Annotated in this window: 6 protein-coding genes, 2 tRNA genes and 3 rRNA genes; 7 read left to right on the top strand and 4 right to left on the bottom strand. The window is 55.8% G+C overall.

Going from position 1 to position 13,116, the window contains the following annotated elements:
- Positions 1-426: 426 nt before the first annotated feature.
- The 4 genes from PSH90_RS03335 to PSH90_RS03350 form a co-directional block, all read right to left on the bottom strand.
- A complete protein-coding gene (locus tag PSH90_RS03335; protein WP_125917571.1) occupies positions 427-1,008 on the bottom strand; it encodes a YigZ family protein in 582 nt (193 codons plus the stop codon).
- A gap of 7 nt (positions 1,009-1,015) precedes the next feature.
- Positions 1,016-1,666, bottom strand: coding sequence for a TetR/AcrR family transcriptional regulator (locus tag PSH90_RS03340; protein WP_016771809.1), 651 nt, complete (start codon positions 1,664-1,666; stop codon positions 1,016-1,018).
- 88 nt (positions 1,667-1,754) lie between these two features.
- Positions 1,755-3,143 (bottom strand): uracil-xanthine permease family protein, encoded by a 1,389-nt coding sequence (locus PSH90_RS03345; RefSeq protein ID WP_305382163.1) that lies wholly within the window; start codon positions 3,141-3,143, stop codon positions 1,755-1,757.
- 119 nt (positions 3,144-3,262) lie between these two features.
- Positions 3,263-4,183 (bottom strand): LysR family transcriptional regulator, encoded by a 921-nt coding sequence (locus PSH90_RS03350; protein ID WP_056787796.1) that lies wholly within the window; start codon positions 4,181-4,183, stop codon positions 3,263-3,265.
- Between the two features lie 137 nt (positions 4,184-4,320).
- Between PSH90_RS03350 and PSH90_RS03355 the strand changes: the two genes are divergently transcribed.
- From PSH90_RS03355 to rrf, 7 genes are all read left to right on the top strand, one after another.
- Entirely contained in the window at positions 4,321-5,670 is a 1,350-nt protein-coding gene (locus PSH90_RS03355; RefSeq protein WP_305382164.1) for an aspartate aminotransferase family protein, read from the top strand.
- Between the two features lie 76 nt (positions 5,671-5,746).
- Positions 5,747-7,240 (top strand): CoA-acylating methylmalonate-semialdehyde dehydrogenase, encoded by a 1,494-nt coding sequence (locus PSH90_RS03360; RefSeq protein ID WP_041479657.1) that lies wholly within the window; start codon positions 5,747-5,749, stop codon positions 7,238-7,240.
- 629 nt (positions 7,241-7,869) lie between these two features.
- Positions 7,870-9,406 (top strand): 16S ribosomal RNA (locus PSH90_RS03365).
- A 123-nt stretch (positions 9,407-9,529) separates the two neighbouring features.
- Positions 9,530-9,606: transfer RNA gene (locus tag PSH90_RS03370), tRNA-Ile, on the top strand.
- Positions 9,607-9,616: 10 nt separating this feature from the next.
- Positions 9,617-9,692 (top strand) — tRNA-Ala (locus tag PSH90_RS03375).
- A gap of 238 nt (positions 9,693-9,930) precedes the next feature.
- Positions 9,931-12,822 (top strand): 23S ribosomal RNA (locus PSH90_RS03380).
- A 153-nt stretch (positions 12,823-12,975) separates the two neighbouring features.
- Positions 12,976-13,091 (top strand): 5S ribosomal RNA (rrf, locus tag PSH90_RS03385).
- Together the 16S, 23S and 5S rRNA genes with 2 tRNA genes alongside form the textbook arrangement of a ribosomal RNA operon.
- Positions 13,092-13,116: the final 25 nt, after the last annotated feature.

Genomic DNA, 13,116 nt, shown 5'->3' on the forward strand with positions numbered 1-13,116 from the left:
CGCTGGTTAAAAAACGAGCAATCACTTGGGGCCTAGGCAGATCCAGCGACAGCGACGGTCATGAACGGCTTATCCACAGGTTGTTCCACAGTAATTGTGCGCAAGCGCCGAGGTCGGGCATAAGCACTGCGATGCTTTCTTCTAATGGTGATAAACGATGTTAACTATCTGTTTTTACGCCGATTTTTCGTTTCGTCGGATCAATTGAACGAAAAGTGAACAAATCGCGCAAAGCCGCATGACAGAAGGGTTACAGCGGTGTGTGCTCAGGTTATCCACAGTCGGGTGCACAGCCGATGTGGGCAAGTCGGCAGAAAATGGAATGCATGTAATGCCCCAAAAAGATCGCAGCCTTCGGCAGCTCCTACAGGTGGAATGCGATCCCCCTGTAGGAGCTGCCGAAGGCTGCGATCTTTTGATCTTGGATTAGCGCTGCAACAAAATCCGCCCACGGCTCAGATCCGCCAACTGACTTTGCAGCACTTCGATCTGCGCTTCTCCTACCGCCAATTTCAACTCAACCCCATTGGCCGTGAAGTTTTCCTCCACCACCAATCCACCGAGATCCGCCACGCGCAACTTCACCAGCGCCAACTCGGCAAATCCGCAGGCGCAACTGAGCGGCACGCGGCTGATCAGCTCGATTTTTTCCGCCGCTTGCAGGCACTTGTTGGCGCCACCGCCGTAGGCCCGGGCCAGGCCGCCGGTGCCCAGTTGAATGCCGCCGTACCAGCGGATCACCAGCACCGCGACCTGATCGCAGTCCTGCGCTTCGATCGCCGCGAGAATAGGGCGCCCTGCGGTGCCGCCAGGTTCGCCGTCGTCAGTGCTGCGGTATTGCGCGCCGAGTTTCCACGCCCAGCAATTGTGCGTGGCATTCAAATCGCTGTGCTGCTCGAAAAATGCCTGCGCGTCGGCGGGGCTGCTGATCGGCGTCGCCAGAGTGATGAAGCGGCTTTTGCGAATCTCTTCGCGGTACTCGCAAAAACCGCTGAGGGTGAAAGGCATAAACGTCTTATAGAGAAGGAGTGAGGCCGCAGCCTTTGAGAATGATGCGGATCAGGTTGTTGCCGGCGTCTTCCATGTCCTGCTTGGTCAACTTGCTGCGCCCGGTGACGCGGCAGATCTGCGTGGCGAAGTCGGCGTAATGCTGGGTGCTGCCCCACAGCAGGAAGATCAGGTGCACCGGATCGACCGGATCCATCTTGCCCGCATCGATCCACGCCTGAAACACCGCCGCGCGCCCGGTGAACCAGGTGCGGTAATCCTGATTGAAATATTCGCTCAGGCATTCGCCGCCGCTGATCACTTCCATGGCGAAGATTCGCGAAGCCTGTGGCTGGCGCCGGGAGAATTCCATCTTCGCGCGGATGTAGCGGGTCAGCGCTTCGGCCGGGTCATCCTCGGCAGTGAGGGTGTTGAAGGTGCTGTCCCACAACTCGATGATGTTGCTCAGCACCGCCACATACAAACCGAGCTTGTTGGTGAAGTAGTAATGCAGGTTGGCCTTGGGCAGCCCGGCATTCTGCGCGATGGTGTTCATGCTGGTGCCTTTGAACCCGTGACGGGCGAACTCGTCTTCGGCGGCTTTGAGAATGGTCTCTTCGTTCTTCTGACGAATGCGGCTGGCGGGTTTGCCGCCGTGGGCTGGGACTTCAAAGGTCATAGGCACTTCCGGGATTGTCTGTGGGTGCAACCAGTTGCGTTGATAGCGCACCCACAGGCATCCGACAAGTCCTTGCGCGGAAAAACAGTTACGCCTGTTCGATCTTGTTCAATGACGCGGGGCTTTTTGTCTCGGCGGTTTTGCCTTCCGGCAACAACAGACAAAGGAAGATTGCCGTCAACCCGCCGCTGGTGATCGCCGAGTCGAACAGGTTCTGCACCAGTTTCGGCAACAGGTGCAGCAGGTTCGGTTGCGCGGCGATGCCAAGGCCGACGCCGAACGAAGTGGCGATGATCAACATGCTGCGCCGGTCCAGCGGTGACTGCGCGAGAATGCGTACGCCCGCCGCCGCCACTGCGCCGAACATCACCAGCGTCGCACCGCCGAGCACCGGTTTCGGGATCTGTTGCAGCACCGCACCGATCATCGGGAACAGGCCGAGGCAGAACAGGATCGCGCCGATGTACAGACCGACGTAGCGGCTGGCAACGCCGGTCAATTGGATCACGCCGTTGTTCTGCGCGAACGTTGTGTTGGGGAAAGCGCTGAAGGTCGCCGCAATCATGCAGCTCACGCCGTCACCGAGCACGCCACCGCGCAAGCGGCTTATATAAGAAGGGCCGCTGATCGGTTGGCGGGCGAGCATGCAATTGGCGGTGAGGTCGCCGACGGTTTCGATGGTGCTAATCAGATAAATCAGCGCGACCGGCAGGAAAGCGGTCCAGTCGAAGTTGAATCCGAACTTGAACGGCGTAGGAAAACTCACCAGCGGCAAGTCAGGCAACGGCTGTGGCACTAATTTTCCGCTGAACCACGCAGCGAGACTGCCTAGCACCAGTCCGATGATGATCGCCGACAGTCGTACCCAAGGCGTGTTCGAACGGTTGAGCAGAATGATCGTCAGCAGCACGAACACGCCCAAGGCCAGATTGCCCGGCGCGCCGAAGTCCGGCGCGTTGAAGCCGCCACCCAGATCGGTGATGCCGACCTTGATCAGGCTGATGCCGATCAGCGTGATGACAATGCCGGTCACCAGCGGTGTGACCACTCGGCGCAACTGACCGATGAAACGGCTGAGCACGATCTGCACGATTGCGCCGAAAAAGCACACGCCGAAAATCATCGCCAGGATATCTTCCGGGCTGCCGCCGCGCTGCTTGACCAGAAACCCGGCCGACAGCACCGCACCGAGAAACGCGAAACTGGTGCCTTGCAGACAGATCATCCCCGCGCCGATGCCGAACGGTCGTCGCGCCTGGATAAAGGTGCCGACGCCCGAGACCATCAACGCCATACTGATCAGGTACGGTAGATGCGCGGTCAGCCCGAGCGCCGAACCAATCACCAGTGGCGGGGTGATGATGCCGACGAAACTGGCGAGCACGTGTTGCAGTGCGGCGAGAATGGCGGCGAGTGGTTTGGGGCGATCGTTGAGGCCGTAGATCAGTTCACTGGACGAATCGGAATCTGGCTGCATGGTTTTGGCTTCTTGTTGAAGGACGAGTCAGCCCTTCACTGCAAAAACCTGTCCACTTGCTCAGGTTATTCCTGGATTCTGTCGATGAGGCCCTGCCGGGCTGGGCTCTGCGCGCTTATCTATCGCGTCGCGGCCAGACTCTCGAGGAAACTTTCCAGCACCAAATGAGGGCGCCGCCCCTTGCGCGTGACCGATGCCAGACTCAAATCGTAAAAACGCGTGCCGGCCTTGAGCGCACGCAAACGCCCCTGCTGCACCCAAAGGCTGGCGTAGTGATCCGGCAGATAACCGATGTAGCGCCCGGTCAGAATCAGAAATGCCATGCCCTCACGGTCAGAGGCACTGGCGGTGCAGTTGAGCGCCTGATAATGCGCCTGAATCTCCGCCGGCAAACGAAAGGTCGGCGCAATCGCGTCCTGACTGTCGAGGCGTTGATCGTCGAGTTGCTTGTCGTCGACATAAAACAGCGGATGACCCACCGCGCAATACAGCAGCGAACGCTCGCTGTATAACGGCTGATATTCCAGTCCTGACAAGGCGCTGGCCTGCGGCACCACGCCAACGTGCAGGCGCCCGTCGAGCACACCTTGTTCAACTTCGTTCGGTGCAATCATACGGATCTGGATCTGTACGTCCGGCCCGCGCTCCTTCAACTGCGCGAGGGCATGGGTGATGCGCATGTGCGGCAGGGTGACGAGGTTATCGGTCAGGCCGATGATCAGCTCGCCGCGCAGGTGTTGGTGCAGACCGTTGACCTCGGTGCGAAAACTCTCCAGTGCACTCAACAGCTGTAGTGCCGATTGATACACCTCACGACCTTCCTCGGTCAGGGAAAATCCGGCCCGGCCACGCTGACACAAGCGCAAGCCGAGGCGCTGTTCCAGATCGCTCATCTGCTGGCTGATCGCCGAACGCCCGATGCCGAGCACGGTTTCCGCTGCGGAGAAGCCGCCACATTCCACGACGCTGCGAAAAATCCGCAGCAGACGGATATCAAAGTCACTGACCTGAGCCAGTGGATCGGCGCGGCGGCTGCTCATTTTTTGTTCTCTTTGTTTAGCGATGATCTAACTGAAGGTTAGAAGAGTTGGATTTCACCGACTTTATCGCCGTGGCAATTTAGCTGCAACAACGCTTTCCATCTCCCTGACGCTTATGCCCTGCGAGGTTTTGCCCGATGAACATGCCTGAAAACGCGCCGTCGCCACTGGCCAGTCAACTGAAGCTGGACGCGCACTGGATGCCGTACACCGCCAACCGCAACTTTCAGCGCGACCCGCGTCTGATCGTCGGCGCTGAGGGCAGCTGGCTGTTCGATGACAAGGGCCGCAAGATCTACGACTCGCTGTCCGGTCTGTGGACCTGCGGCGCCGGGCACACCCGCAAGGAAATTCAGGAAGCCGTTGCGAAACAGCTGGGCACTCTCGATTACTCGCCGGGTTTCCAGTACGGCCATCCGTTGTCTTTCCAGTTGGCAGAGAAAATCACTGAACTGACCCCGGGCAATCTGAACCACGTGTTCTTCACCGACTCTGGTTCCGAGTGCGCCGATACTGCGGTGAAAATGGTCCGTGCCTACTGGCGCCTGAAAGGCCAGGCGACCAAGACCAAGATGATCGGCCGCGCCCGTGGCTACCACGGCGTGAACATCGCCGGCACCAGCCTCGGCGGCGTCAACGGCAACCGCAAGCTGTTCGGTCAGGCGATGATGGATGTCGATCACCTGCCGCACACACTGCTGGCGAGCAATGCGTTTTCCCGCGGCATGCCGGAGCAGGGCGGTATTGCTTTGGCCGATGATCTGCTGAAGTTGATCGAGCTGCACGACGCTTCCAATATCGCTGCGGTGTTCGTTGAACCGATGGCAGGGTCCGCCGGGGTACTGGTTCCGCCACAGGGTTACCTCAAGCGTTTGCGCGAAATCTGCGATCAGCACAACATCCTGCTGGTGTTCGATGAAGTGATCACCGGTTTCGGCCGCACCGGTTCGATGTTCGGCGCCGAGAGCTTCGGCGTAACCCCGGACCTGATGTGTATCGCCAAGCAAGTCACCAACGGTGCGATCCCGATGGGCGCGGTGATTGCCAGCTCCGAGATCTACCAGACTTTCATGAACCAGCCGACGCCGGAATACGCCGTGGAATTCCCTCACGGCTACACCTATTCGGCACACCCGGTGGCCTGTGCCGCTGGCCTTGCCGCACTCGACCTGCTGCAAAAGGAAAACCTGGTGCAGAGCGTCGCCGAAGTCGCGCCGCATTTCGAAAACGCGCTGCACGGCCTGAAAGGCTCGAAGAACGTCATCGACATCCGCAACTACGGCCTGGCCGGCGCGATCCAGATTGCCGGGCGCGACGGTGATGCCATCGTGCGTCCTTTCGAAGCGGGCATGGCCTTGTGGAAAGCCGGGTTCTACGTACGCTTCGGCGGCGACACCCTGCAGTTCGGCCCAACCTTCAACAGCAAGCCGCAAGACCTTGATCGTCTGTTCGACGCGGTCGGCGAAGTGCTGAACAAGCTCGACTGATTTTTCCTTCTATATAGCTATGCAATTAGCAGGTGTCTGTAGCGGGCGTCTGCGCACAAGAATTCAGGAGTGTTCGATGAGTGTTATCCCGCATTTGATCAATGGCGAACTGGTGACCGAGAACGGTCGCGCGGTGGATGTGTTCAACCCGTCTACCGGCCAGGCGATCCATAAACTGCCATTGGCCAGCCAGGCCACCATTCAGAAAGCCATCGATGCCGCCAAGGCCGCGTTCCCGGCCTGGCGCAACACGCCGCCAGCCAAGCGCGCCCAGGTGATGTTCCGTTTCAAACAGCTGCTGGAGCAGAACGAAGCACGCATCTCGCAACTGATCAGCGAAGAGCACGGCAAGACCCTGGAAGACGCCGCCGGTGAATTGAAGCGCGGTATCGAGAACGTCGAGTTCGCCTGCGCCGCCCCGGAAATCCTCAAGGGCGAGTACAGCCGCAACGTCGGCCCGAACATCGATGCCTGGTCGGACTTCCAGCCGTTGGGGATTGTTGCCGGCATCACTCCGTTTAACTTCCCGGCCATGGTCCCGCTGTGGATGTACCCGCTGGCGATCGTCTGCGGCAACTGCTTCATCCTCAAGCCATCCGAGCGCGATCCAAGCTCGACGCTGCTGATCGCCCAGTTGCTGCTGGAAGCAGGATTGCCGAAAGGCGTGATGAGTGTGGTCCATGGTGACAAGACAGCGGTGGACGCGTTGATCGAAGCGCCGGAAGTCAAAGCGCTGAGCTTCGTCGGTTCGACACCGATTGCCGAATACATCTACGCCGAAGGCACCAAGCGCGGCAAACGCGTTCAGGCACTGGGCGGCGCGAAGAACCACGCGGTACTGATGCCGGATGCCGATCTGGACAATGCGGTGAGTGCACTGATGGGCGCGGCTTACGGTTCCTGCGGCGAACGCTGCATGGCCATCTCGGTGGCCGTGTGTGTTGGCGATCAGGTCGCGGACGCGCTGGTGGCGAAACTGGTTCCACAGATCAAAGCGCTGAAAATCGGCGCGGGTACCTCGTGCGGTCTGGACATGGGGCCGTTGGTTACCGGTCAGGCGCGTGACAAGGTCAGCGGTTATGTGGATGACGGTGTGGCGGCGGGCGCGACCCTGGTGGTCGATGGTCGCGGTCTGAGCGTCGCCGGTCATGAAGACGGCTTCTTCCTCGGTGGCTGCCTGTTCGACAACGTCACCCCTGAGATGCGCATCTATAAAGAAGAGATCTTCGGGCCGGTGCTGTGCGTGGTGCGGGTGAACAGCCTGGAAGAGGCGATGCAACTGATCAATGATCACGAATACGGCAACGGCACCTGCATCTTCACCCGTGACGGCGAAGCGGCGCGGCTGTTCTGCGACGAGATCGAAGTCGGCATGGTCGGCGTCAACGTGCCGCTGCCGGTGCCGGTGGCTTATCACAGCTTCGGCGGCTGGAAGCGTTCGCTGTTTGGCGACCTGCACGCCTATGGTCCGGATGGCGTGCGCTTCTACACTCGTCGCAAGGCGATCACCCAGCGTTGGCCGCAGCGTGCAAGCCATGAAGCTTCGCAGTTCGCATTCCCTAGCTTATAAGTAGCTGGATGTGCAGAAGGCCGACCTTTCAGGTCGGCCTTCGCGTTTTCGGGGCTTTTTGACCGATATGACAGAAATATGAAAATAGGTGTTGACGGCAAATTCCAGAGGTCTATAATTCGCCCCACTTCCGGCGCAGTCGAAACGGAAAACTCCTTGATATTCAAAGAGTTACGCGGTTCTCGACAGTGGCTTGCTTCAGATTATCGAAGCCTGGAAGGAGTTGAAAGAGCAGTGATGTGTAGATCTTTTAACGGTTCGATCTTCTCGGTCGAAAGCGGAGAAAAAGAGGTGTTGACAGCAGCGATTAACGCTGTAGAATTCGCCTCCCGCTAACGAGAGATCGGAAGCGCAAGTGGTTGAAGTTGTTGAAGAATTCTTCGAAAACTTCTGAAAAGAATCACTTGACAGCAAATGAGGCTGCTGTAGAATGCGCGCCTCGGTTGAGACGAAAGATCTTAACCAAACGCTCTTTAACAACTGAATCAAGCAATTCGTGTGGGTGCTTGTGCAGTCAGACTGATAGTCAACAAGATTGTCAGCATCACAAGTTACTCCGCGAGAAATCAAAGATGTAACCAACGATTGCTGAGCCAAGTTTAGGGTTTCTTAAAAACCCAAAGATGTTTGAACTGAAGAGTTTGATCATGGCTCAGATTGAACGCTGGCGGCAGGCCTAACACATGCAAGTCGAGCGGATGAGAGGAGCTTGCTCCTGGATTCAGCGGCGGACGGGTGAGTAATGCCTAGGAATCTGCCTGGTAGTGGGGGACAACGTTTCGAAAGGAACGCTAATACCGCATACGTCCTACGGGAGAAAGCAGGGGACCTTCGGGCCTTGCGCTATCAGATGAGCCTAGGTCGGATTAGCTAGTTGGTGAGGTAATGGCTCACCAAGGCGACGATCCGTAACTGGTCTGAGAGGATGATCAGTCACACTGGAACTGAGACACGGTCCAGACTCCTACGGGAGGCAGCAGTGGGGAATATTGGACAATGGGCGAAAGCCTGATCCAGCCATGCCGCGTGTGTGAAGAAGGTCTTCGGATTGTAAAGCACTTTAAGTTGGGAGGAAGGGTTGTAGATTAATACTCTGCAATTTTGACGTTACCGACAGAATAAGCACCGGCTAACTCTGTGCCAGCAGCCGCGGTAATACAGAGGGTGCAAGCGTTAATCGGAATTACTGGGCGTAAAGCGCGCGTAGGTGGTTTGTTAAGTTGGATGTGAAATCCCCGGGCTCAACCTGGGAACTGCATCCAAAACTGGCAAGCTAGAGTATGGTAGAGGGTGGTGGAATTTCCTGTGTAGCGGTGAAATGCGTAGATATAGGAAGGAACACCAGTGGCGAAGGCGACCACCTGGACTGATACTGACACTGAGGTGCGAAAGCGTGGGGAGCAAACAGGATTAGATACCCTGGTAGTCCACGCCGTAAACGATGTCAACTAGCCGTTGGGAGCCTTGAGCTCTTAGTGGCGCAGCTAACGCATTAAGTTGACCGCCTGGGGAGTACGGCCGCAAGGTTAAAACTCAAATGAATTGACGGGGGCCCGCACAAGCGGTGGAGCATGTGGTTTAATTCGAAGCAACGCGAAGAACCTTACCAGGCCTTGACATCCAATGAACTTTCCAGAGATGGATTGGTGCCTTCGGGAACATTGAGACAGGTGCTGCATGGCTGTCGTCAGCTCGTGTCGTGAGATGTTGGGTTAAGTCCCGTAACGAGCGCAACCCTTGTCCTTAGTTACCAGCACGTAATGGTGGGCACTCTAAGGAGACTGCCGGTGACAAACCGGAGGAAGGTGGGGATGACGTCAAGTCATCATGGCCCTTACGGCCTGGGCTACACACGTGCTACAATGGTCGGTACAAAGGGTTGCCAAGCCGCGAGGTGGAGCTAATCCCATAAAACCGATCGTAGTCCGGATCGCAGTCTGCAACTCGACTGCGTGAAGTCGGAATCGCTAGTAATCGCGAATCAGAATGTCGCGGTGAATACGTTCCCGGGCCTTGTACACACCGCCCGTCACACCATGGGAGTGGGTTGCACCAGAAGTAGCTAGTCTAACCTTCGGGGGGACGGTTACCACGGTGTGATTCATGACTGGGGTGAAGTCGTAACAAGGTAGCCGTAGGGGAACCTGCGGCTGGATCACCTCCTTAATCGACGACATCAGCTGCTGCATGAGCTCCCACACGAATTGCTTGATTCATTGAAGAAGACGATAGAAGCAGCTTTAAGCTCCAAGCTGATAGCTCTGAGCTAACAGTTACAAGCTCGAAATTGGGTCTGTAGCTCAGTTGGTTAGAGCGCACCCCTGATAAGGGTGAGGTCGGCAGTTCGAATCTGCCCAGACCCACCAATTTTGTTATGGGGCCATAGCTCAGCTGGGAGAGCGCCTGCCTTGCACGCAGGAGGTCAGCGGTTCGATCCCGCTTGGCTCCACCATAAACTGCTTCGAAGTTTGAGAGTTTAGAAATGAATATTCGTACTGAATATTGATTTCTAGTCTTTTGATTAGATCGTTCTTTAAAAATTTGGGTATGTGATAGAAAGATAGACTGAACGTTACTTTCACTGGTAACGGATCAGGCTAAGGTAAAATTTGTGAGTTCTCTTAGTTGAGAAATTCGAATTTTCGGCGAATGTCGTCTTCACAGTATAACCAGATTGCTTGGGGTTATATGGTCAAGTGAAGAAGCGCATACGGTGGATGCCTTGGCAGTCAGAGGCGATGAAAGACGTGGTAGCCTGCGAAAAGCTTCGGGGAGTCGGCAAACAGACTTTGATCCGGAGATGTCTGAATGGGGGAACCCAGCCATCATAAGATGGTTATCTTGTACTGAATACATAGGTGCAAGAGGCGAACCAGGGGAACTGAAACATCTAAGTACCCTGAGGAAAAGAAATCAACCGAGATTCCCTTAGTAGTGGCGAGCGAACGGGGACTAGCCCTTAAGTGGCTTTGAGATTAGCGGAACGCTCTGGAAAGTGCGGCCATAGTGGGTGATAGCCCTGTACGCGAAAATCTCTTAGTCATGAAATCGAGTAGGACGGAGCACGAGAAACTTTGTCTGAATATGGGGGGACCATCCTCCAAGGCTAAATACTACTGACTGACCGATAGTGAACTAGTACCGTGAGGGAAAGGCGAAAAGAACCCCGGAGAGGGGAGTGAAATAGATCCTGAAACCGTATGCGTACAAGCAGTGGGAGCAGACTTTGTTCTGTGACTGCGTACCTTTTGTATAATGGGTCAGCGACTTATTTTCAGTGGCGAGCTTAACCGAATAGGGGAGGCGTAGCGAAAGCGAGTCTTAATAGGGCGTCTAGTCGCTGGGAATAGACCCGAAACCGGGCGATCTATCCATGGGCAGGTTGAAGGTTAGGTAACACTGACTGGAGGACCGAACCGACTACCGTTGAAAAGTTAGCGGATGACCTGTGGATCGGAGTGAAAGGCTAATCAAGCTCGGAGATAGCTGGTTCTCCTCGAAAGCTATTTAGGTAGCGCCTCATGTATCACTGTAGGGGGTAGAGCACTGTTTCGGCTAGGGGGTCATCCCGACTTACCAAACCGATGCAAACTCCGAATACCTACAAGTGCCGAGCATGGGAGCACACGGCGGGTGCTAACGTCCGTCGTGAAAAGGGAAACAACCCAGACCGTCAGCTAAGGTCCCAAAGTTATGGTTAAGTGGGAAACGATGTGGGAAGGCTTAGACAGCTAGGAGGTTGGCTTAGAAGCAGCCACCCTTTAAAGAAAGCGTAATAGCTCACTAGTCGAGTCGGCCTGCGCGGAAGATGTAACGGGGCTCAAACCATACACCGAAGCTACGGGTATCATCTTCGGATGATGCGGTAGAGGAGCGTTCTGTAAGCCTGTGAAGGTGAGTTGAGAAGCTTGCTGGAGGTATCAGAAGTGCGAATGCTGACATGAGTAACGACAATGGGTGTGAAAAACACCCACGCCGAAAGACCAAGGTTTCCTGCGCAACGTTAATCGACGCAGGGTTAGTCGGTCCCTAAGGCGAGGCTGAAAAGCGTAGTCGATGGAAAACAGGTTAATATTCCTGTACTTCTGGTTATTGCGATGGAGGGACGGAGAAGGCTAGGCCAGCTTGGCGTTGGTTGTCCAAGTTTAAGGTGGTAGGCTGAGATCTTAGGTAAATCCGGGATCTTAAGGCCGAGAGCTGATGACGAGTGTTCTTTTAGAACACGAAGTGGTTGATGCCATGCTTCCAAGAAAAGCTTCTAAGCTTCAGGTAACCAGGAACCGTACCCCAAACCGACACAGGTGGTTGGGTAGAGAATACCAAGGCGCTTGAGAGAACTCGGGTGAAGGAACTAGGCAAAATGGCACCGTAACTTCGGGAGAAGGTGCGCCGGTGAGGGTGAAGGACTTGCTCCGTAAGCTCATGCCGGTCGAAGATACCAGGCCGCTGCGACTGTTTATTAAAAACACAGCACTCTGCAAACACGAAAGTGGACGTATAGGGTGTGACGCCTGCCCGGTGCCGGAAGGTTAATTGATGGGGTTAGCTAACGCGAAGCTCTTGATCGAAGCCCCGGTAAACGGCGGCCGTAACTATAACGGTCCTAAGGTAGCGAAATTCCTTGTCGGGTAAGTTCCGACCTGCACGAATGGCGTAACGATGGCGGCGCTGTCTCCACCCGAGACTCAGTGAAATTGAAATCGCTGTGAAGATGCAGTGTATCCGCGGCTAGACGGAAAGACCCCGTGAACCTTTACTATAGCTTTGCACTGGACTTTGAATTTGCTTGTGTAGGATAGGTGGGAGGCTTTGAAGCGTGGACGCCAGTTCGCGTGGAGCCATCCTTGAAATACCACCCTGGCAACTTTGAGGTTCTAACTCAGGTCCGTTATCCGGATCGAGGACAGTGTATGGTGGGTAGTTTGACTGGGGCGGTCTCCTCCTAAAGAGTAACGGAGAGTACGAAGGTGCGCTCAGACCGGTCGGAAATCGGTCGTAGAGTATAAAGGCAAAAGCGCGCTTGACTGCGAGACAGACACGTCGAGCAGGTACGAAAGTAGGTCTTAGTGATCCGGTGGTTCTGTATGGAAGGGCCATCGCTCAACGGATAAAAGGTACTCCGGGGATAACAGGCTGATACCGCCCAAGAGTTCATATCGACGGCGGTGTTTGGCACCTCGATGTCGGCTCATCACATCCTGGGGCTGAAGCCGGTCCCAAGGGTATGGCTGTTCGCCATTTAAAGTGGTACGCGAGCTGGGTTTAGAACGTCGTGAGACAGTTCGGTCCCTATCTGCCGTGGACGTTTGAGATTTGAGAGGGGCTGCTCCTAGTACGAGAGGACCGGAGTGGACGAACCTCTGGTGTTCCGGTTGTCACGCCAGTGGCATTGCCGGGTAGCTATGTTCGGGAAAGATAACCGCTGAAAGCATCTAAGCGGGAAACTTGCCTCAAGATGAGATCTCACTGGAACCTTGAGTTCCCTGAAGGGCCGTCGAAGACTACGACGTTGATAGGTTGGGTGTGTAAGCGCTGTGAGGCGTTGAGCTAACCAATACTAATTGCCCGTGAGGCTTGACCATATAACACCCAAGCAATTTGCTGACCTGAAAAGGCACCAGATTGCGGTGTGTGAAGACGAAACGAACCGAAAGTTCGAAACGCACAAACACCAGCTGTCACATACCCAATTTGCTGAAGCGAGGCCATCCGGTCCCGAGTCAGTACCCGAATTTCTTGACGACCATAGAGCGTTGGAACCACCTGATCCCATCCCGAACTCAGCAGTGAAACGATGCATCGCCGATGGTAGTGTGGGGTTTCCCCATGTGAGAGTAGGTCATCGTCAAGATTAAATTCCGAAACCCCAATTGCGA

Origin of the sequence: Pseudomonas sp. FP1762 (assembly GCF_030687105.1) — a bacterium.
Lineage (GTDB): Bacteria > Pseudomonadota > Gammaproteobacteria > Pseudomonadales > Pseudomonadaceae > Aquipseudomonas > Aquipseudomonas siliginis.